The 20,758-nt window shown below is 61.1% G+C and carries 19 protein-coding genes and 1 tRNA gene; 5 read left to right on the forward strand and 15 right to left on the reverse strand.

Annotated elements, in window-relative coordinates:
- Positions 1-38 precede the first annotated feature (38 nt).
- Together AC1MEK_RS15715 and AC1MEK_RS15720 are read left to right on the forward strand one after the other, a co-directional pair.
- Positions 39-1,334 (forward strand): GGDEF domain-containing protein, encoded by a 1,296-nt coding sequence (locus tag AC1MEK_RS15715; protein ID WP_480397212.1) that lies wholly within the window; start codon positions 39-41, stop codon positions 1,332-1,334.
- A 222-nt stretch (positions 1,335-1,556) separates the two neighbouring features.
- Entirely contained in the window at positions 1,557-3,335 is a 1,779-nt protein-coding gene (locus tag AC1MEK_RS15720; RefSeq protein WP_480397213.1) for an acyl-CoA dehydrogenase C-terminal domain-containing protein, read from the forward strand.
- Between the two features lie 246 nt (positions 3,336-3,581).
- Here AC1MEK_RS15720 and AC1MEK_RS15725 read toward each other — a convergent pair whose 3' ends face one another.
- Complete coding sequence (locus AC1MEK_RS15725; RefSeq protein ID WP_480397214.1) at positions 3,582-4,490, reverse strand: LysR family transcriptional regulator; 909 nt, start codon at positions 4,488-4,490, stop codon at positions 3,582-3,584.
- A gap of 102 nt (positions 4,491-4,592) precedes the next feature.
- On the opposite strand from AC1MEK_RS15725, the gene AC1MEK_RS15730 reads away from it, so the two are divergent.
- Together AC1MEK_RS15730 and AC1MEK_RS15735 are read left to right on the forward strand one after the other, a co-directional pair.
- Positions 4,593-5,297 (forward strand): aminotransferase class III-fold pyridoxal phosphate-dependent enzyme, encoded by a 705-nt coding sequence (locus tag AC1MEK_RS15730; protein ID WP_480397215.1) that lies wholly within the window; start codon positions 4,593-4,595, stop codon positions 5,295-5,297.
- A gap of 182 nt (positions 5,298-5,479) precedes the next feature.
- Complete coding sequence (locus AC1MEK_RS15735; RefSeq protein ID WP_480397216.1) at positions 5,480-5,641, forward strand: YqaE/Pmp3 family membrane protein; 162 nt, start codon at positions 5,480-5,482, stop codon at positions 5,639-5,641.
- Between the two features lie 150 nt (positions 5,642-5,791).
- On the opposite strand, the gene AC1MEK_RS15740 is transcribed toward AC1MEK_RS15735, so the two are convergent.
- The 11 genes from AC1MEK_RS15740 to AC1MEK_RS15790 form a co-directional block, all read right to left on the reverse strand.
- Complete coding sequence (locus AC1MEK_RS15740; RefSeq protein ID WP_480397217.1) at positions 5,792-7,618, reverse strand: S9 family peptidase; 1,827 nt, start codon at positions 7,616-7,618, stop codon at positions 5,792-5,794.
- Positions 7,584-8,765, reverse strand: a complete 1,182-nt coding sequence (gene pqqE, locus AC1MEK_RS15745) for a pyrroloquinoline quinone biosynthesis protein PqqE (RefSeq protein WP_480397282.1) — start codon at positions 8,763-8,765, stop codon at positions 7,584-7,586. The genes AC1MEK_RS15740 and pqqE overlap by 35 nt, the downstream gene beginning before the upstream one ends.
- Positions 8,758-9,033, reverse strand: a complete 276-nt coding sequence (gene pqqD / locus AC1MEK_RS15750; RefSeq protein WP_480397218.1) for a pyrroloquinoline quinone biosynthesis peptide chaperone PqqD — start codon at positions 9,031-9,033, stop codon at positions 8,758-8,760. The genes pqqE and pqqD overlap by 8 nt, the downstream gene beginning before the upstream one ends.
- Positions 9,030-9,785, reverse strand: a complete 756-nt coding sequence (gene pqqC / locus AC1MEK_RS15755) for a pyrroloquinoline-quinone synthase PqqC (protein WP_480397219.1) — start codon at positions 9,783-9,785, stop codon at positions 9,030-9,032. The genes pqqD and pqqC overlap by 4 nt, the downstream gene beginning before the upstream one ends.
- Positions 9,786-9,925: 140 nt before the next feature.
- Positions 9,926-10,837 carry a pyrroloquinoline quinone biosynthesis protein PqqB gene (gene pqqB, locus AC1MEK_RS15760; protein WP_480397220.1) on the reverse strand — a complete coding sequence of 304 codons (912 nt, stop codon included), beginning with the start codon at positions 10,835-10,837 and terminating at the stop codon, positions 9,926-9,928.
- A gap of 96 nt (positions 10,838-10,933) precedes the next feature.
- The gene (gene pqqA / locus AC1MEK_RS15765; protein WP_008365141.1) at positions 10,934-11,005 is read right to left on the reverse strand and encodes a pyrroloquinoline quinone precursor peptide PqqA; all 72 of its coding nucleotides are present in this window, start codon (positions 11,003-11,005) and stop codon (positions 10,934-10,936) included.
- Between the two features lie 174 nt (positions 11,006-11,179).
- Entirely contained in the window at positions 11,180-13,615 is a 2,436-nt protein-coding gene (gene pqqF, locus AC1MEK_RS15770) for a pyrroloquinoline quinone biosynthesis protein PqqF (protein WP_480397221.1), read from the reverse strand.
- 152 nt (positions 13,616-13,767) lie between these two features.
- Positions 13,768-14,565 carry a carbon-nitrogen hydrolase family protein gene (locus AC1MEK_RS15775; RefSeq protein WP_480397222.1) on the reverse strand — a complete coding sequence of 266 codons (798 nt, stop codon included), beginning with the start codon at positions 14,563-14,565 and terminating at the stop codon, positions 13,768-13,770.
- Positions 14,566-14,575: 10 nt separating this feature from the next.
- Positions 14,576-16,270: a flavin monoamine oxidase family protein gene (locus AC1MEK_RS15780; RefSeq protein WP_480397223.1), complete on the reverse strand. Its 1,695-nt coding sequence runs from the start codon at positions 16,268-16,270 to the stop codon at positions 14,576-14,578.
- A gap of 119 nt (positions 16,271-16,389) precedes the next feature.
- Positions 16,390-16,851, reverse strand: a complete 462-nt coding sequence (locus AC1MEK_RS15785; RefSeq protein ID WP_480397224.1) for an Lrp/AsnC family transcriptional regulator — start codon at positions 16,849-16,851, stop codon at positions 16,390-16,392.
- Between the two features lie 161 nt (positions 16,852-17,012).
- On the reverse strand, positions 17,013-17,780 hold the full coding sequence (locus AC1MEK_RS15790; protein ID WP_480397225.1) for a class II aldolase/adducin family protein: 768 nt from the start codon (positions 17,778-17,780) through the stop codon (positions 17,013-17,015).
- Positions 17,781-17,944: 164 nt separating this feature from the next.
- Between AC1MEK_RS15790 and ppk2 the strand changes: the two genes are divergently transcribed.
- A complete protein-coding gene (gene ppk2, locus AC1MEK_RS15795) occupies positions 17,945-18,856 on the forward strand; it encodes a polyphosphate kinase 2 (protein WP_480397226.1) in 912 nt (303 codons plus the stop codon).
- A gap of 33 nt (positions 18,857-18,889) precedes the next feature.
- Here ppk2 and AC1MEK_RS15800 read toward each other — a convergent pair whose 3' ends face one another.
- From AC1MEK_RS15800 to AC1MEK_RS15810, 3 genes are all read right to left on the reverse strand, one after another.
- Entirely contained in the window at positions 18,890-19,936 is a 1,047-nt protein-coding gene (locus AC1MEK_RS15800) for an FUSC family protein (protein WP_480397227.1), read from the reverse strand.
- A gap of 50 nt (positions 19,937-19,986) precedes the next feature.
- Entirely contained in the window at positions 19,987-20,694 is a 708-nt protein-coding gene (locus tag AC1MEK_RS15805; RefSeq protein ID WP_480397228.1) for a YniB family protein, read from the reverse strand.
- Positions 20,681-20,757: transfer RNA gene (locus AC1MEK_RS15810), tRNA-Ile, on the reverse strand. Before AC1MEK_RS15810 ends, AC1MEK_RS15805 begins: the two co-directional genes overlap by 14 nt.
- Position 20,758 lies beyond the last annotated feature (1 nt).

The following is a 20,758-nucleotide window of genomic DNA, read 5'->3' on the forward strand; positions in this document are numbered from 1 at the left end:
GATTTGAACTCGCTTCACACGGGTAGGAGATCTTCCTCTTGCAGCGCCCATCCGCCGCACGTCTCAGCCATTTTTTACCGTCACTGGGGTTGCTGCTCGCCGGCCTCGCCGCTGCCTACGTAAAAGACCTGAACGTGTTTTTCACTTCCCTGTTCAACGTACTGCCAACTCTGGTGCTTTTGCTCGGCGGTGCGTATTGCGGCGTGTACAAACGCCAGCGCGAACTGTTTCTGATGATTACGGTGTACGTCGCCTACTTTCTGCTCGACACCCAGACCGACTATTACCGCGACAACGGCAAGGTGCGTGAAGACGCCGCCGTGATCTTCCACCTCTGTTGCCTGTTGCTGCCGGTAATGTACGCGCTGTACGCCGCCTGGGAGGAACGCACCCATCTGTTTCAGGACTTGGTGGCGCGTCTGGCGGTGTTCGTCGCCGTGGGCAGCGTGGCGCTGGGACTTGAGCAGAGTTTTCCGGAAAGCCTGCTCGCCTGGCTCGCCGACATCCGCTGGCCAGCCTTGCACGGCGAGTGGATGAGCCTGATCCAGCTGTCCTACGCCACCTTCCTGATCGCCTTCGGCGTGCTGATCTTCCAGTACGTGCGCAAGCCACGCCCCATGCACGCTGCGCAACTGGTGGGTTTGTTGGGGCTGTTCTGGGCGCTGCCCAAGACCTTCATCCTGCCGTTCACCCTGAACATCATGTGCAGCCAAGTGATGCTGATGCTGGCGTCGGCGGTGGCGCACGAGGCCTATCAGATGGCCTTCCGCGACGAGCTGACCGGCCTGCCGGGCCGACGTGCGCTCAACGAACGCATGCAGCGCCTGGGGCGTAACTATGTGCTGGCGATGAGTGACGTCGACCACTTTAAGAAATTCAACGACACCCACGGCCACGACGTCGGCGACCAGGTGCTGCGCCTGGTGGCCAGCAAGCTGTCGAAGATCACCAACGGCGGCGGGCGCGCATATCGCTACGGTGGCGAGGAATTCGCCATCGTCTTCGCCGGCAAGACCCTGGAAGAATGCATGCCGCACCTGGAGGCGATTCGCGAGACCATCGCGGTCTACGCCATTCACCTGCGCAACCAGGAAAGCCGCCCGCAGGACGACCAGCAAGGCCGTCAGCGCCGTGCAAGTTCCCAGGCTTCGACCGTGTCGGTGACGGTGAGCATGGGGGTGGCCGAACGCCAGCCGGAACACCGCAACCCCGAAGAAGTCCTCAAGGCCGCCGACCAGGCGCTCTATGCCGCCAAAGGCGCAGGCCGTAACTGCGTGGTTGCCCACGGCCAGACCACCAAGCGCGGCGCCGTCAGAACCGCCGTCGCGGGCTGATTTTTTCCTCTCCCTCAGTAATTGTCAGGTCTTCACTTCCCGGTGAAGGCCTGGAAATTACTGTCATTTATTTGTGACCATAATTAGATAAATGGTCATGACTTGACCCTATGTGTCGCAAATGGTGTTCCTGTACACTCGGGATCAACTGACACATGGACGTCGCAAGATGAGTGCGACGTCTCTTTCCCGGGTTATCTGCTGCTGTTTGCGAGGTTTGCCATGGCTGACTACAAAGCGCCGCTGCGCGATATGCGCTTCGTCCTCAACGAAGTGTTCGAAGTCTCGAAGCTCTGGGCCTCGCTGCCCGAATTGTCCGAAGTGGTGGACGCCGAAACCGTCGAAGCCATTCTCGAGGAAGCGGGCAAGGTCACCAGCAAATCCGTCGCGCCCCTGAGCCGCGCCGCCGACGAAGAAGGCTGCCACTGGAAAGACACCGTGGTCACCACGCCGGCCGGGTTCGTCCAGGCCTACAAGACCTACGCCGAGGGCGGCTGGGTGGGCGTTGGCGGCAACCCTGAGTTCGGCGGCATGGGCATGCCCAAGGCGGTGTCGGCGCAGGTCGAGGAAATGGTCAACTCGTCGAGCCTGGCGTTCGGCCTGTACCCGATGCTGACTTCCGGCGCCTGCGTGTCGATCAACACCCACGCCAGCGAAACGCTGAAAAACAAATTCCTGCCGAACATGTATGCCGGCATCTGGGCCGGCTCCATGTGCCTGACCGAAGCCCACGCCGGCACGGACCTGGGCATCATCCGCACCAAGGCCGAGCCGCAGGTCGACGGTGCCTACAAGATCAGTGGCACCAAGATCTTCATCACCGGTGGCGAACACGACCTGACTGAAAACATCATTCATCTGGTGCTGGCCAAGCTGCCAGATGCACCGGCAGGGCCGAAGGGCATTTCGCTGTTTCTGGTGCCAAAAATCCTGGTCAATGACGACGGCAGCCTGGGCGCGCGCAACAGCGTTTCCTGCGGCTCCATCGAGCACAAGATGGGCATCCAGGCCTCGGCGACCTGCGTGATGAACTTCGATCAGGCCGAGGGCTACCTGGTGGGCGAGCCGAACAAGGGCCTGGCGGCGATGTTCACCATGATGAACTACGAGCGTCTGGGCGTCGGCATTCAGGGTCTGGCGTCGGGCGAGCGGTCCTATCAGAACGCCATCGAATACGCTCGCGACCGCCTGCAGAGCCGCGCGCCGACCGGTGCCCAGTCGAAAGACACTATCGCCGACCCGATCATCGTCCACCCGGACGTGCGCCGCATGCTGCTGACCATGAAAGCGCTGAACGAAGGCGGCCGCGCGTTCTCGACCTATGTCGCGATGCAACTGGACACCGCCAAATACAGCGACGATGCCGACGTGCGCCAGCGCGCCGACTCGCTGGTGGCATTGCTGACTCCAGTAGCCAAGGCCTTCCTCACCGACGCCGGGCTGGAAACCACCGTTCACGGCCAGCAGGTGTTTGGCGGCCACGGCTATATTCGCGAGTGGGGCCAGGAGCAATTGGTGCGCGATGTGCGCATCACCCAGATCTACGAAGGCACCAACGGCATTCAGGCGCTGGACCTGATGGGGCGCAAGGTCGTGGCTAGCGGCGGCGCTTTCTACAGGCTGTTCAGTGACGAGATCCGGCAGTTTGTCGATGCTTCTGATGCATCGCTGGCCGAATTCACCAAGCCACTGGGTGCAGCGCTGACCACGCTCGATGAATTGACCAACTGGGTCCTGGACCGCGCACGCAGCAACCCGAACGAAATCGGCGCGGCGTCGGTCGAGTATCTGCACGTTTTCGGATACGTCGCTTACGCCTACATGTGGGCGATGTCGGCCAAGGCCGCGCAGGGCAAAGAAGCCCAGGAAGATTTCTACGCCAGCAAGATGGGCACCGCGCGCTTCTATTTCGCGCGTCTTTTGCCGCGGATTCAATCACTTGCAGCATCGGTGAAGGCGGGTAGCGAATCGTTGTATCTGCTGGACGCCGCGCAATTCTGAGCCTGAGGCATTCGTGTAAGCATTTGCTTACATGACGTGCTGGCAATTAGCTCTTTCGCGGTAATGGATCCAAGTTTAATCTACACACATGGACGTCGCGCAGGATGCGCAAACAGATAACACGGACACGTAGGGAATACCTGCCAGGGTCGGCGGGACGAAAGGGAAGTCACAGGGAAACAGTCTGGAAAACCTCGCTTAGGCGGGGTTTTCTTTTATCTGCTCCCTGGAAATTCCGTGCTTGTCTCAGCCCCTTGAGAACGCGGCGGGTTTGGGGTTTTCCACTTCATCGAGCACCGACTTGAGCAACTCAAGCGTCGCCTGTTGTCGTTGTGCATCCCGATACACCAGGCCAATCTGCAGCGGCACCCGAGGCTCGCTCAGCGGTTTCCACAGCAGCTCCACCTCTTCCTGAATGTTCTGTGCCCGCCCCGGCAACACCGTCGCAAGCTTCATGTGGGTGAGGCTGTCGAGAATCCCCGCCATGTTGTTCAGCTCGGCCTGAACGTGGGGGCGTCGGCCCAGATTGGCCAGTTGTGTCTGCCAGATCTGCCGCACCTGGAATTCCTCGCCCAGCAACAGCATCGGGATTTCCGCCGCCTGGCTCATCGAAACCTTCTTGAATTCGCGCAGCGGATGATTGGCCGGGATCACCAGTTTGAGTTCGTCCTCGTACAGCAACATGCCGTGCAGGCCCGGTTGGCGAGGCGGCAGATAACTGATGCCGATGTCGAGCGAGCCATTGAGCAGGCGCCGCTCGATCTCCATCGCGCTCAACTCGTAGATCTGCACCACCAGATGCGGCTGGGCCTTGCGCACGTGTTCGAGCATCTGCGGCACCAGGCTCGAATGCACAGTCTGCATCACGCCGATCGCCAGCGTTCGCTGGGATTGGCCCTTGAAGTTGCGCAGCGCATCCCGCGCCCGCTGCATGCCTTCGAGCAGCGGCACGGCGTGGTTGTACAGGGTGTGCGCGGCCAGAGTCGGCAACAGGCGTTTGCTGCTGCGTTCGAACAGGCTGACGTCCAGGCTGTGCTCCAGCAGACGGATCTGCTGGGAGAGCGCCGGCTGCGACAACGAAAGGCGTTCGGCCGCACGGCCCACATGGCCTTCTTCATAGACCGCGACGAAATAGCGCAGTTGGCGAAAATCCATAAGTGATACTTATCGAAATGGCTGGAAAATCGAAATGGCCGTTGTGGCCGATGGCCCTTAGTCTACGCGCAACTCACGAGGGTTACAGAGCGATACGACGCGATGATCAGAGCCGGTGCCAAGGGTGTTTACATAGGTAAAGCGAAAAATCCGCATGAGGCTTCCGGCCCTTCGCTGTTATCGCCCCTGCAGCGCCTGCGCCAACGCACCGCTTGTGATGATGCCGGGCTGTTCGCCAGCGAGGCCGAGGCCTGCGCTGCGGCCATGGCGCTGGCTCAGCAGTGGGGCGAACGGCATCGCCGTGGCAAATGTGGCGTGGTGCTGGCCAGCGGCGGGCGATTCGACGGGCTGATCGAATCCATGGCGTCGTGTTGCACGCGCGTCGCCTTCAATGACCTGGTGGCCATGGATGCGGCGGTCGACTCCAGTACGGTGGCCATTGTGCTGGAACCGATTCAGGGCCAGAGCGTCGTCACTCCCGCTTCCCAGGTGTACGTGCAGGGCGTGGCCAAGCTGTGTCGCGAGCTGAACATCCTGCTGATCCTGAACGATGCACGCGGCACCGCCGGCCAGCAGGGCGGGCTGCTGTGCGAAGAGGCCTACGGCGTCACGGCCGACATCATGGTGCTGGGCGATCACTCCCATTGCAGCCCCCGCAGCGCTGCCCTGCTGGTGCGCGGCCATGCCCGCACGGCCGAACTCGACCGCTTGCCGGGCTTTGTGCCGGAGCCGGTCTCGACCCACCGGCCTCACGTTTCCAGACCCAAACCTCAGGCAATGCCTTACTTGCCGGGTTTGCTGGCCTGACCGAATACCGTCTTGCGTTCTGTACGCCTCGCCCCGCACCGGAACCCTGGGAGCGGGGCGTTTTTTTGGGGGCTTCGGCAGGGTGATGGCTTGTTGATATGCAGCGTGGAACCCCTGTCACGCGCCAGAGTCGATTAGCTGTGTAGGCCATAAAGGCCACTTATCGATCAGGAGCCTCACCCATGGATTTCATTCGAATCATTGTCGCCATTTTGCTGCCACCCCTGGGCGTGTTCCTGCAAGTCGGATTTGGCGGCGCGTTCTGGCTGAATATTCTGCTGACGCTGTTGGGTTACTTCCCGGGGATCATTCACGCGGTTTACATCATTGCCAGTCGTAAATAAGCGGGCGTTGTGTGGTCGGATTCTGGCCGAAGGCCGTGGGAGCTGGCTTGCTGGCGAATGCGGTGGATCATTCACCGTTGCAGTGTCTGAACTGACGCTTTCGCCAGCAAGCCGGCTCCCACAAAAAAAACAGCCTTGCTCAGACCTGCCTCACCCATCGATGACCTTGCGATAAAACGCCCACTCGCTCTCCAGCGCATGGGCCAGGTTCTCGGCCTTGCGGAACCCGTGGCGCTCCTCGGGGTAGAAATGGCCTTCGGCAGGGATGCCCCGCTGCACCAACGCGTCGAGCATGTCGCGGGTCTGGGACGGCACGACGACCTTATCCAGCTCACCCTGAAAGAAGATCACCGGTACCTTGATTGAGTCGGCATGCAACAGCGGCGTGCGTTCTTTGTAACGCGCCATGTCGATGTCCGGATCGCCGATCAGCCAGTCCAGATAATCCGCCTCGAACTTGTGCGTGGCTTCGGCCAGCGCCAGCGGGTCGCTCACGCCATACAGGCTGGCGCCGGCGCGGAAGACGTCCTTGAACGCCAGCGCGCACAGGGTCGTGTAACCACCCGCACTGCTGCCACGGATAAACGCCTTGGTGGGGTCGATCAGCCCGCGTTCGGCCAGGTGCCCGACCACCGCGCAGGCGTCTTCGACATCCACTGCGCCCCATTCCAGAAACAGTGCCTGACGGTACGCCCGGCCCAGGCCGGTGCTGCCGCGGTAGTTGAGGTCGGCCACGGCAAAGCCCCGTTGCGTCCAGTACTGGATGCGCGGGTCGAGCACCGGGTAGCAGGCTGAGGTCGGGCCGCCGTGGATGAACACTACCAGCGGCGGTGTCTCGTCGCCGTTCATCGCAGGGTAGAAGTAGCCGTGGGCCTCGGCTGTTCCGCTTGGATAGCGTAGCGGTTGTGGGCGGCTGATGCGTTCTGCGGGTAACGGCGCGATGCCGCCTGCCAGCACTTGAAGGGTTTTGTCCTGCCGATTGACGGCAATGACGGCGGCCGGGCTGACGGCTGATGCGGCGATGCAGTAGATGCAGTCATCGTCCATCGCCAGGCTGCGAAAACGGCTGTAGGGGCCGCTGAAATCTTCCATCGAACTGTCGGATGCGCGTAGGCCGAGCAGGCCCATACCATCCTCCGACCAGGCCGCCAGATACGCGCCGCCGCCCACTGGCAGCCAGCTCGAAGCGCCCATTTGCCAAGGTGCGCCGGCGTGATCCGCCTTGGCGGCGGGCAGGGCCTTGAGGCCGTCGAGGGTTTCGACCCACGGCTGCCAGAACCCGGCGCGGTCGGTGATGCAGTACAGCGTGCCGGCCTTGTCGAAGCGCGGCTGCTGCAAGGCTTCCAGGCCCAGCCCGCCGGCCAGGCAATGCGAACGACCCCAGGTGCCGTCGGCCAGGCGCTCGACGCTCAGCAGCCGCGTCGATGTCCAGGGCTGATGCGGGCGCCACCACTCGATCCAGACCAGCCGCTCGCCATTCGGGCTGACGGTCGGCGCGGCGTAAAAATCCGCACCTTCGGCCAGCACTTCGCGCCTGCCGTCTGCCAGATCGATGCTCACCAAGCGGTGAGTGTCCTGGTCTTCCTCGACGGCGAACACCTGCCCACGGGAAAAACTGAGGTCGCCAAAACGCTGTTCGCTATGGGTCAGTTGCCGAGGGGTTGCTGCGTCGAACGACTGGACGTAAAGCTGCTGATCGGCCTCGTTGACGAACACCAGTCCGTCGTCGGTCAGGCAATAAGAGCCGCCGCCGTATTCGTACACCCGGGTGCGAACGCTGAAACCGTCCGGGGTCAGGCAGGAGGTGGCGCCATCAACCCAGCGCCAGATGCGTGAAGCCGCGTCCTGCGGGCGGAACTCGATCCAGAAAAGGCCGGCAGGACTGACGCTCAACTCGGAGAAATCGACGCCTGCCGCCACAGCCTGGGCGGCAGAAAACAGGTCAGGATTTTGCGATGAGGCGTGAGTTTCGTTCATTGCGGAAAGCCAGTTGCTCGATGGTCTGGCTAGCATACTCGGCTTCGTCGCGGGCTTGGGTGATCAGGCCATGGTGCTGTGATTTGCTGCACACAGGGTCTGCGTTGCTGGCGTCGCCCGTGAGCATGAACGCCTGGCAACGGCAGCCGCCGAAATCCTTTTCCTTTTCGTCGCACGAACGGCACGGCTCGGGCATCCATTCGTAACCGCGAAAGCGATTGAAGCCGAAAGAGTCATACCAGATGTGTTGCATGCTGTGGTCGCGCACATTGGGGAACTGGATCGGCATCTGCCGCGCGCCATGGCAGGGCAGCGCAGTGCCATCCGGCGTGACCGTCAGGAACAGATTGCCCCAGCCATTCATGCAGGCTTTCGGACGTTCTTCGTAGTAATCGGGGGTGACGAAGATCAGTTTGACCGGGTGGTTCTCGGCGGCGAGTTTTTCGCGGTATTCGTTGGTGATGCGTTCGGCGCGCACCAGCTGATCCTTGGTCGGCAAAAGGCCCACGCGGTTCAGGTGTGCCCAGCCGTAGAACTGACAGGTGGCCAATTCGACGAAGTCTGCTTCCAAGGCCACACACAGCTCGATGATCTTGTCGATGCGGTCGATGTTGTGCCGATGGGTCACGAAGTTGAGCACCATCGGATAGCCGTGCTTCTTCACCGCGCGGGCCATTTCCAGCTTCTGGGCGAAGGCCTTTTTCGAGCCGGCGAGCATGTTGTTCACCTGCTCGTCGCTGGCCTGGAAACTGATCTGGATGTGGTCCAGGCCGGCTTCCTTGAAGTCGATGATTTTCTGCTCAGTCAGGCCGATGCCGGAGGTGATCAGGTTGGTGTAGAAGCCCAGCCGTCGCGCTTCGGCGATCAGCACTGCCAGGTCCTGGCGAACCAGCGGCTCGCCACCAGAAAAACCAATCTGCGCCGCCCCCATCTGCCGCGCCTCGGCCATGACCTTGAACCACTGCTCGGTTGTCAGCTCCAGGCCCTGTTTGGCGAAGTCCAACGGATTGGAGCAGTACGGACATTGCAGCGGGCAGCGGTAGGTCAATTCTGCGAGCAGCCACAGCGGCAGCCCGACCGGGGGCGTGGGCGGGATGTACACTTCGGATTGGCCTGACGCCGGCGCTTTTACCGGAGCGTCAGGCAAGTTCGATCCAGTGTTCTGCACGCGCGACCTCCATGAATTGCTCGACATCGCTGCCAAGCTCGGGAACGCCGGGGAATTTCTCGTCGAGCAGGGCAATGATCGCGCCGACGTTGCGCTGGCCATCGATCAGCCCGCCGATCTCGGCGGCGCTTTCGTTGAGCTTGATCATGCCCTCCGGGTAGAGCAGCACATGGCCATTTTGCGCCGGTTCGAACTGAAAGCGATAGCCGCGGCGCCAGGTGGGGACGAGTTCGCGATTGAAGCTCATAGGGCGATTCCTTTGTGCCAGACACGCTGGTCGGTAACGCTGTGATAGGGCGGGCGATTGAGCTCGTAAGCCATGCTCATGGCATCGAGCATGCTCCACAAAATGTCCAGTTTGAACTGCAGGATTTCCAGCATGCGCTGCTGGCTTTCCCAAGTGGTGTAGTGCTGCAGGGTGATCGTCAGACCATGCTCCACATCGCGACGGGCCTGGCCCAGGCGGGTGCGGAAATACTCGTAGCCTGCCGGGTCGATCCACGGATAGTGCTGCGGCCAGCTGTCCAGACGCGACTGATGAATCTGCGGCGCGAACAGTTCGGTCAGCGAGCTGCTGGCAGCTTCTTGCCAGCTGGCGCGGCGGGCGAAGTTGACGTAGGCATCGACCGCGAATCGTACGCCGGGCAGTACCAATTCCTGCGAGCGCAGTTGATCCGGATCCAGGCCGACCGCCTGACCCAGGCGCAGCCAGGCCTCGATGCCGCCGTCTTCACCGGGCGCGCCATCGTGGTCGAGCAGGCGCTGAATCCACTCGCGGCGAATCTCGCGGTCCGGGCAGTTGGCCAGGATCGCGGCGTCCTTGAGCGGGATGTTCACCTGATAGTAGAAGCGGTTGGCCACCCAGCCCTGAATCTGCTCGCGGGTGGCGCGGCCCTGATACATCGCCACGTGGTACGGGTGATGGATGTGGTAATACGCGCCCTTGGCACGCAGGGCCTGTTCGAATTCGGCGGGGGCCAGGGGCTTTTGCTCGCTCATGTCGGCAGTTTTCCTACGAATGTGTCGCGGATCCTGTGGGAGTGAGCTTGCTCACGAATACGTTAACGAGGCCACAAATGCTGGCTGATCTCGCGCCTTCGTGAGCAAGCTCACTCCCACAGTCGTTGATTTACCGCTTCTTACAACTCGATACTCATGCCGTCGAAGGCCACTTCCACTTCACGGCGCGCCAGTTCCGCGCGCTCGGGCGAGTCTTCGTCGAGGATCGGGTTGGTGTTGTTGATGTGGATCAGCACCTTGCGCTGGCGCGGCAGCTTCTCCAGCACTTCGAGCATGCCACCGGGGCCATTTTGCGCCAGATGGCCCATTTCGGTACCGGTGCGGGTGCCGACGCCGCGACGCTGCATTTCGTCGTCGTCCCACATCGTGCCATCCACCAGCAGGCAGTCGGCGCCGCTCATCTTTTCCATGAGGGCATCATCGACCTTGCCCAGGCCCGGTGCATAGAACAGCTTGCCGCCGGTTCTGGTGTCTTCGACCATCAGCCCGATGTTGTCGCCCGGGTGTGGGTCGAATCGGTGCGGCGAGTAGGGCGGCGCCGCGCTGCGCAGCGGAAACGGCGTAAAGCGCAGGTTGGGGCAGGCAGGAATCACGAAGCTGCCTGCAAGCTCGATGCGGTTCCACACCAGGCCGCCGTTCCAGTGCTTGAGCATGTTGAACAGCGGGAAACCAGTGCTCAGGTCTTCATGGACCATGTCGGTGCACCAGACCTGATGCGGGCAGCCTTCACGCAGGCTCAACAGGCCGGTGGTGTGGTCGATCTGGCTGTCCATCAGGATGATCGCGCTGATGCCGGTGTCACGCAGGCCACGATTGGGCTGCATGGGCGCAAAGCCTTGCAGCTGCGCGCGGATGTCGGGAGACGCGTTGCACAGTACCCAGTTCACGCCGTCATCGGACAGGGCGATGGACGACTGGGTGCGCGCATGCGCCCGCAGGCTGCCGTCACGAAAACCTGCGCAATTGACGCAGTTGCAGTTCCATTGTGGGAAACCGCCGCCAGCGGCGGAACCAAGAATCTGGATGTGCATGAATACTCCGTGCCGAGTGGCCGCCTGCGTGGCCATAAATCATAAGTGCTGTAACAAAAAAGCCCCGGCGAACCGAGGCTTTTCACCGCGCAGAAATCAACGGCTTGCGAAGTACATGGTGACTTCAAAGCCGATACGCAGATCAGTGTAAGCAGGTTTAGTCCACATAAAAGACTCCTTCTGGGTTAATGCAGCGGTGGGTGAGTACATCTTTAGTACACCTGCGAGAGGAGACGTTCAAATGCTTAGGCAGCTATGTTACTAAAAATAACACCGCTCCGATGATGAAATATCCGATAAAGATTTTTACCGATCAGACAACGATCGCTTCGCTGCAGGCGGCTAGCCCCGTGGCTCCGGGCGATTTGCCAAGACCAGGCGGGGCGTCTGGGGTAGCGCTATCCGACTGGCGGCGCATTTCAGTGCCTCGGCTGGCAGATGTGCAAACGAATGTTGCAGGCGTCCGGGGTAGTCAGGGCCGTGGCCGCACAGGTGCGCCTGCCAGAGCATCTCGGCGGCCGCCTGGGTTTCCATCGCTGCCGGATCTGTCTGGCTGACCAATGTGGCAAGCTCAGAGGCAAGATCGGCCTTCTCGATCAATTCCGGCAGTGTCTGCAGAAAGCTTTCGATGTGTTCGACCAGTTGCTCGACGCTGGCGCCGGGGGACTGCACGCCGAACAGCAGGCCGCCTTGCCCTGCGATCTGTCGGAATCCGCTGAATACCGCGTAGCCCAACTGCATCTCGACCCGCAGACGTTGGTAGAAGGGCGCCTGGACCCTGTGTGCGAATAATCGCCAGATGGCCTCGTCTTCTAGGCTATTCGACGGCGTCGGGTAGAACAGCAACACGGCATTTTCAGACGAATCTGACGGTTCGGTGTGCCAGCGTTTGCCTGACGCTTGGGCGGGTGCTGGGTTCAGCGTTTCATCGGGTATGCCGGGCACCCGTTGCAGGGCGTGCGACAGCGTTGTGTCGCAACCCGTTGCGAATCCGGTCCAGCGCGCGCTGTTCCACACGCTTTGCAGATCCTCGGTTTCCTGTGTGGTTGCGCTGTTCAAAAAATGATCAGGCAGGGTCTTGAGCAGCTGGCGAATCGGGATCGGCGCGGGTTCAGCGTCGGGCTGGCCGTAGCGCGACAGCGTTTGCTCGTCAGGACGAGCGAGCTGTTGCAGCGCAGCCTCCAGCACCGAGGGAATCGGCTCGGCCAGGCCGCTGAGTTTGAGTTGCCAGTGATTGCCGTACGTCGTGAACGCTGCTGTCACACCGGCTTGCAGGGCGTCGGCCGTCAGCGGTTTGAGCCCCTGAGCCAGCATTTGCGCGAGTTTTGGCTGAGGGGCGGGCAGGGTCCAGCGCAGGTAGACCGTACTCTCGCCAGTGTCGGGGAGGTTTGTGTCGAAGGTGAACGCTGGAAACGATTCCGCCTGAGCTGACATGGCTTGGGTGGGGCGCAGAAACGGGTTGGGCTCGGGCAGGCGCCAGGTGATGTCAGGTGATTCCTCAGCGCGTGCCGGAAATGGCTGCAACAGCGTGTCAGGCGTTAGCGATTCGAGCAGGGTATCCAAGGCAAGGATGCTTTGCCCGGACAGGCCGGGTTCTCCGGCATCGCCGCTGTAATGGCGGGCGAGCGCAAGGGCGCCGCTCATGGCCAGGCGGCGTTGTTCGAGCAGCGCGTATTCGCTGAGCAGTGGGTGGTAGCGGGGTTTGAAGAAGGCCAGCCAGTTCAAAACCACCGCTTGAATCTGCGTTGCCAGATCTGACGCATTCGCGGGCAAGCGCGCTCCTACAGCTAAGGCGCGATCCCCTGTAGGAGCGCGCTTGCCCGCGATGGCGTCGGCCATAACAACATCGATATCGAGCAGGATCTGCCCCGCAAACTGATGAACCACCTCCACCTTGAGCGACTCAATCAACCCCCGATCACGCATCTGCGCAATCAATCCACCGGGCTGCGCGTTGTTCATCCAGGTGCAGAGAAACTCTGCCGCCTGCTGACACCCCTCCGGCAGCCCTTCGCACGCAAACATCAGATGCATCCGCCGCGAATCAGGCTCACCTGGCTTTCCGGTCCGGCCATCCATCAACAAAGGTGGCGCTACTTGCTCGACCCGATGCCCTTGAGCGAAAAGTCCACCATGGGCCTGCGCCAATGCCTGCAACTCATCCAGCGACTGCGGCCCGGCCAGGCTCAACGTCATCTGCTCCGCCTGATAGTAGGTGCGGTAAAAGTCCCACAGCGCCTGCTGAAACGCCTGACGGGGTACCGGCAAGCTGAATCGATTGCCCGCGTGAAACCAGCGCAACGGATGATGCGGCGACAGAGCCAGCAGCCGTTCGGATTGCGCTCTGGAGGCGCTGTCCCGCGACCAGGCGATGAATTCGGCATGCAGGACTTCCCTTTCCCGCAACTGGTCGGCCAGGGTCATACGCGGGTGAGCGAGCATTTCGCACAGCCGCTCAAGGCCCTGCGCAAACACAGGCGGTGGCAGTTCAAAAAAGAAATCGGTGACACGCTCGCGAGTGCTGGCATTGAGCTGCCCGCCGTGACGCTGTACGTAGGCCATCAGGTTCTGCTCGGCAGGAAAACGCTCGGTGCCAAGAAAGAAAAGATGCTCCAGAAAATGCGCCAACCCCGGCCACTCGGGCGATACATCATGGCTGCCTGCCGCGACCCGCAATGCCCCTGCGCAACGTTTCAGGCGCGGTACGCAACACAGTGCCACGCGCAAACCGTTGGGCAGCGTGAGTTGGCGGTGGGTGGCGGGGTGGGGCGACGGCATGACGGGTTCCGCAAGGTTGGGCAACGCCAATTATGCTAGCGGATGTGATTCACCTGTAGGAGCGAATTCATTCGCGAAACATTCGTACATCCGATGCAGATGTATCGACATAACGTCCTTCGCGAATAAATTCGCTCCTACAGGGTTCTGATTCAGCTGCTCAACCGGGAATAGAGCTCCGGCCGGCGATCCTTGAAATAGGTATTGATCGCCCGGGATTCACTCATCACCCGCCGGTCCAGATCCGCCACCACCAGCGCTTCGTCCTGTCCTGCCAGCCCGATCTGCTGGCCATCTGGCGCGCAGATGCTGCTCAGCCCGCAGTAATGAATCTCGCCTTCGCTGCCGCAATAGTTGGCGTACACCAGGTAGCACTGGTTCTCGAATGCCCGCGCTCGCACGGTGACTTCGGCGACGAAGTCATAGGGCGCCATGTTGGCGGTCGGCACCAGAATCAGGTCGGCGCCAGCCAGGGCCAGGCGCCGGGTGTTTTCGGGAAACTCCACGTCGTAGCAGATCAGAAATCCCAGCTTCCAGCCGTCGAAATCCACCACCGGAAAATGCTCATCTCCTGCGCTGAACATCGATTTGTCCAGCTCGCCGTAGAGATGCGTCTTACGGTAGTTACAACGGCTAACGCCTTGCGCGTCGATCAGCTGAACGGCGTTGTAAATCTGCCCGTCGGCGCTCAGCTCGGGATAGCCGTACAGAATGGCGAGACCATTCGTACGCGCGATATCGGCAATTTCCTGGGCCGCAGGGCCATCGGCTGCTTGCGCCAGATCGCGGGCGGCCTTAGCACCGATGTTGTAGCCGCTGAGGAACATTTCCGGGCAGACCAGCAGCGCCGCCCCTTGCTTCGCGGCCTCGATGGCCTGGGTTTGCAGGCGTTGCAGATTGCCGCGAACGTCTAGCGGCAACGGCGGGCATTGATACAGAGCGACGCGCATGCTGGGCCCCTTATTCCGGTAGCACGATCGGGCCGATTTCGTGGAAGACATCACCCGGGCCAGGATTCTCGACGTGGGTCTTGCCGCCGAAGTGGGTCAAGATGCCCCACACCGCGTTCAGCGAGGTCTGCACTGCGCCTTCGACCCAGGCCGGTGTCCACGACACGTCGTCGCCGGCGATGAAAATGCCGCGCTGGTCGTCAGGCATGTCCTTCTGCATGAAGTGCGCGTACATCCGCTGGTTATAGCGGTAGTGGCCCGGCAGCGCGCCCTTGAACGCGCCGAGGAAGTGCGGGTCGGCTTCCCACGACACGGTGATCGGATCTCCGATGATGCGCGCGGCGATATCCACCTTCGGGTAGATCTTTTTCAACGCGCCCAGCGCCAGGCTCACGCGCTTTTCCACAGGGTGCGGCAGCATTTTCAGCGCGTCGCTCATCCACGAGTACGACAGGCAGATTACCCCCGGCTTTTCCGTACCGTTGCTGTAGGTGCCGTTATCGAACAGGTAGGTGCCGCGAGTCAGGCGGTCGGTCAGGGTCATGCTCATCAGGTCGCGGCCGGTCTCCGGGTCCTTGTCCTTCCAGAACGGGCGATCGACCATGACGAAGGTTTTCGACGACTGCATGTAACGGGTACGGTCCAGCGCCATCCACATCTTTTGCGAGAACAGTGATTCTTCGCATTCGATCTGGGTGGTCAGCAGCCAGCTCTGGCAGGTGGCGAGCACGGCGTCGTAATGCCGAGTGTCGCCCCAGTTGTCGGTGACGGCGAACTGGCCGTCGGCCGCTCGGGCGATGCGCTTGACCCCGGTGCGCGGCGCGCCGTGGTGCAGGCTCGACAGGCTGGTGCCTTCCGGCCAGTGGGCGCAGCGCTCCGGCACATGGCGCCAGATGCCCAGCGGTACCTGCTCGACGCCACCGACGATCAGATGCTGATGATCGTCGCAGTTGGTCATGACCACGCGGAAGATTTCCAGCATCGAGTTGGGGAAGTCCGAGTCCCAGCCACCGGTGCCGAAACCGACCTGGCCGAACACTTCGCGGTGGTAGAACGACAGTTTGGCGAAGGCCTTGGACGTGGCGACGAAGTCGTAGAAGGTGCGGTCGTCCCACAGCGGCACCAGCTTGTTCCACAGCTCCTTGAGGCGCGGTACGTCGCGGTCGCGAATGGCCTGCTGGATGTCGGCGAACTGCGCGCCGTCTTCCAGTGCATCCGCCCAGGCGTCAGCCACTTCCTGAAACAGCGCAGGCAAATCCGACAGCTTCTGTGCGTAATGGGTAGTGCCTTCCAGGTCGATGACGGTGCTGCCAGAGGCGGCGGTCAGCGGGTTGGGGAAGGGCTTGGAAGCCAGGCCCAGCTTGTCGACGTAGTGATAGAACGCCGTGGACGAGACCGGAAAGCGCATGCCGCCCAGCTCGGCGATGATGCCTTCGGCGCCTTCGAACTGCTGCGAGCGCAGGCGGCCGCCCATTTTCGAGGCTTCGTAGACGACCGGTTTGAGGCCCAGTTTCATCAGCTCGTAGGCCGCGACCAGCCCCGCGATACCGGCGCCGACGATGGCCACTTCCTTGCCGTGGTTCTCTTCGGGAATGCTGCCGAGCCCGGCCGGGTGCTCGATCCAGTCGTCGAAGGCGAACGGAAAGTCCGGGCCGAAAATCGTGATCGGTTTCTTGCCGTCGGCGGGGTGGCGATTGTTCTTCATGACTGACCTTGTTCAGCAGGGACGCGGAAGAGGAAAGTCTAGATAACAGTTCGCACGTTAATAAGACGCAGAGTGTCGTCGTTATGTAGAAAAAACAGGCAATGTGACGAAGTTTTTGGTCAGCCTGGCTGGCCGCGATCGATCTTGCTGCTGAGGATGATCGACGTGGTGGTCTTTTCCACGCCGTCGACACTGCCAATCAGGTCCAGCAACTGGTCCAGTTGCTCGGGCGAATCGGTGCGCAACCAGGCCACATAGTCGAACTCGCCACTCACGGCGCACAGCTGCTGAACTTGGGCCAAGGCGCTCAAACGGCGCAGCACTTCTTTGCCCGAGCGCGGCTGCACGGTAATGCCGACATACGCCTGCAAACCGCCATCGACCACGCGCTGGCTCAGGCGCACGCCGTAGCCGGTGATGATTTTGGCTTTTTCCAGACGGGCCAGGCGCGAGGTGACGGTGGTTCGCGCGATGCCCAGCTGACGGGCGAGATTGGCGACAGGCTCGCGGGCGTTGATCTGCAGTGCGGCGATCAACTGGCGGTCGATTTCGTCGAGAACGGGAGGGCGGGTGTCGGACAAGGGAGTCTCCATCGGCAAGAGCGCAATCTTACCTGTCTGATCGCGATCGTTCCCACGCTCTGCGTGGTAACGAATCATGTGACGCTCTGCGTCACCGGACGCGGAGCGTCCCTGGTGGCATTCCCACGCTGAGCGTGGGAACGATCAACACCGGCCGCACGTCAGCTCTTGTAATCCGGCGCCACCCGATCCAGCAGGCGCAGCAACGCGGCCCAGGCGAAATCATTGGCATCCGGATCACTCAACTCACCTTCGGCGGTCGGTTTTCCCGGTTCGTTGAACTGGCGTTCGGTGCGACGGCAGACTTCGTCCGACGGCATCACCAGTTGGCCGCCGGCCTGGGCGGCGATCTGGATGTCGCAGGCTTTTTCCAGGTAGTACATGCGCAAGAACGCCTGCTTCACGCTCTCGCCCACGGTCAACAGGCCGTGATTGCGCAGGATCATCACCGTGTTGTCGCCAAGGTCGGCCACCAGGCGCTGCTGCTCGTCCATGTCCAGCGCGATACCTTCGTAGTTGTGATAGCCGACGCGGCCATAGAACTCCATGGAAATCTGGTTCAGCGGCAGCAAGCCACCTTCCTGCGCCGCCACTGCACAACCGGCCTTGGTGTGGGTGTGCAGCACGCACTGGGCGTCTTCGCGGGCGCTGTGGATGGCGCTGTGAATCACGAAACCGGCCGGGTTCACCGGGTAGCGGGACGCCTCGACCTTGTTGCCGTGCAGGTCGATCTTCACCAGATTCGACGCGGTGATTTCCTCGAACATCAGCCCGTAAGGGTTGATCAGAAAATGATGCTCAGGGCCGGGGATGCGCAGCGACAGGTGAGTGAAGATCAGATCGGTCATGCGGAAATGCGCGATCAGCCGATAACAGGCGGCCAGCTCTTGCCTCAGTTGCCATTCTTGCGGGCTGTAGGGGTGGGACATTTCATCTCCTTGACGGGAATGTTCGTCTGGTGGGGTGATTCAGCCATAAATCCCAAATTTCTGTAGGACTTTTCTTCGGTGTCACCGCTTTGTCATGCAGCTGTCACCCCCTGCATGCCTAAATCGGATCCCTGACCCTCTACCTCCACGCCGGGAGCCCGCTCATGAGTCTGGATATTTCCGAAACCGCCCGCTACATCCAAGCCGATATCCTCGACAGCTTCGACGAAGAGCTGGAGATGGAATACGACGACGCGCGCCTCGATGGTTTGCTGGCCGACCTGGGCCAGGAAGTGCCAAAAGGCATCGACCGCCGCGTGTATTTCCGCGAGCTGCTGCGTTTGCAGGGCGAGCTGGTCAAGCTGCAGGACTGGGTGGTCAGCCAGAAACTCAAGGTGGTGGTGCTGTTCGAAGGCCGTGACGCAGCGGGCAAGGGCGGTGCGATCAAGCGCATCACTCAACGCCTCAATCCGCGTGTCTGCCGAGTGGCAGCACTGACCGCACCAAGCGAGCGCGAACGCACCCAGTGGTATTTCCAGCGCTACGTTTCGCATCTGCCGGCGGCGGGCGAAATGGTGCTGTTCGACCGCAGCTGGTACAACCGCGCGGGCGTCGAGCGGGTCATGGGGTTCTGCAACAACGACGAATACGAAGAGTTTTTCCGCACCGTCCCCGAGTTCGAAAAGATGCTGGTGCGCTCGGGCATCATCCTCATCAAGTACTGGTTCTCCATCACCGACGACGAGCAATACCGCCGCTTCCTGATGCGCATCCATGACCCGCTGAAACAGTGGAAGCTCTCGCCGATGGACCTGGAGTCCCGCCGTCGCTGGGAAGACTACACCCGCGCCAAGGAAGAAATGCTCACCCGCTCGCACACCGACGTGGCGCCGTGGTGGATCGTCGAGGCCGACGACAAGAAACGCGCGCGCCTGAACTGCATCCATCATTTGCTGGAGCAGATCCCGCGCGGTGAAGTCGAAGCGCCACAAGTGGTGCTGCCGGAGCGCGAGTACAACGCCAACTACCTGCGCGCGCCGGTGCCGCGCAACATGGTGGTGCCTTCGGTTTATTGATTTGGCGTTATCGTTTAGCGGGCTGCGAAGGGATCAGATTTTCCATTTCTTCGCAGTCTTCGCCAAACGCTGCTGCAACCCTTCCAGATTCAACGCCAACTGCCGGTTCATCAACTGATACCCCAGCATTTCGGCCGACTCGCCAGGCGCTTCGGGCCCTACCGACAACGATTCGCTCGCCCGCATCAAACGCTCTGTCGCGCCACTCTGCAGCGCCCGTGCCATGCCGATCAGCATGCGCCGGATACGTCGCTGCTCGGCATTCAGGCCGGTCTGTCTAAGGTCTGCGGGGCGAAGATTGGAAAGGATTTCCAGGGTACTCAGACACATGCGGAAATGCCCCTGAATCGCGTCCAGCTCCACCGCTGAAATCTTCACCTCTTTGGACACCGACGGCATCAGCGAGCGCAACTGCAGCATGGTCGCGTTGAGCTTGGCGGTCAGCTTCAGATGTTCATCAGCGCTGATCGACTGGCCGCTGCAAATGCGCTCGTACACCTTGGCGCAATTGCGCAGCCCCTTGGCCAGGTTGTAGCGCCACGAATACACCGCGTACAGCGGCAGGGCGAAGGAAAATGCCAGCGCCAGCGCGATACCGATCAGGATGTCCACGGTGCGCCAAAGGCCATCGGTGATCGGGTTGTCGCCGTGGCCTGCGACAATGAACAGCGTAATGGCCGACAGCAGCGCTGTGTAGCCACCCTTGCCAATGGCGTGATAGGCGAAGAAACCGCAGATCAGCGCCATGATCACGTAGGTCAACAGCGGCATATGCAAATAGCTTTGCTGCGCCACCACCATCAACCCCAAGGCCGCGCCAATCAACGTCCCGTAGGCCCGCTCCACCGATTTCTTGCCGATATTGCCGTGGTGCTGCAGGCCGCCGATCACGATCAGCATGGTCACCGACGCCCACTCGCCGTGAGGCAAGTGGATGCCGGTGGTCAGCAGAATCGACACAATCAGCCCGACGACGATGCGCCCGGCATGAATGTAACGGGCATAGAGATAGCGGCGGTAAGGGTCCAGCAACGGACGCAACAACGGCCGCAGAAAAGCGGGCAGGGACAGGATATTCATGGGGTAACAGACCCTGAAAGTGGTGAATGTATCCGCCAGAGTGGGTTATCTCAGGTCAGACCTGACAGTCTGGTGATCAATGCCCCGAGATAAGCGATCACCAAACCTATCAGGATTAGCCCGGCCGGGCGTTCCCACCAATTCTTCATCTCCCCGGAAGGCATTTGCAGTGAGAGTACGGTCACGCTTGCGGGTTGATTGATGATGGTTGCGGTTTGGTCCGGTGGGAGCATGGAGCGCAGCCATAGCTCGTCGCGCGCCTTTTTCCTGATGGCTTCGATGTCCCTGGAGAGCTGTTGGCCACATCCACGGATGTACGCCCCCGTGGCGATCACGACCATGATCCCTAAAAACATGAGCATCTCCGCGCTGAACGGCTGGTGAACATTGACACGCGGAGTGGCATTCCAGAGTGGCATCAAAAAGCTGGTGTGCCGAAAAACGATAAGACACACATCCTGAAGCGCATAGCCTGCTGCGGAAAGAAATGTCGCTTTGAGTTGTTCGCCAATGTCGTAGATGAACATCACCGAAAACATACCCAACTGGATAAGCCCCAGCAGCATGACTGCCAGGCCGGACCATTTCATTCTTACCGCTTTTTTGATTGCTTGTAGAACCGTCATATCGCAGTCGCTTCCTTTTGTGCTTGAGAAAACCCGGTTTTTCGCATCCTGCGAGCGATTGAGGTGATTTGGCTCCCTGGCAATGAAAAAAGCCGCGCAAAGCGCGGCTTTCAAAGTTTGGTGGGCCCACACGGACTCGAACCGTGGACCAAAGGATTATGAGTCCTCTGCTCTAACCAACTGAGCTATAGGCCCT

This window comes from Pseudomonas sp. 2 (genome assembly GCF_056627435.1).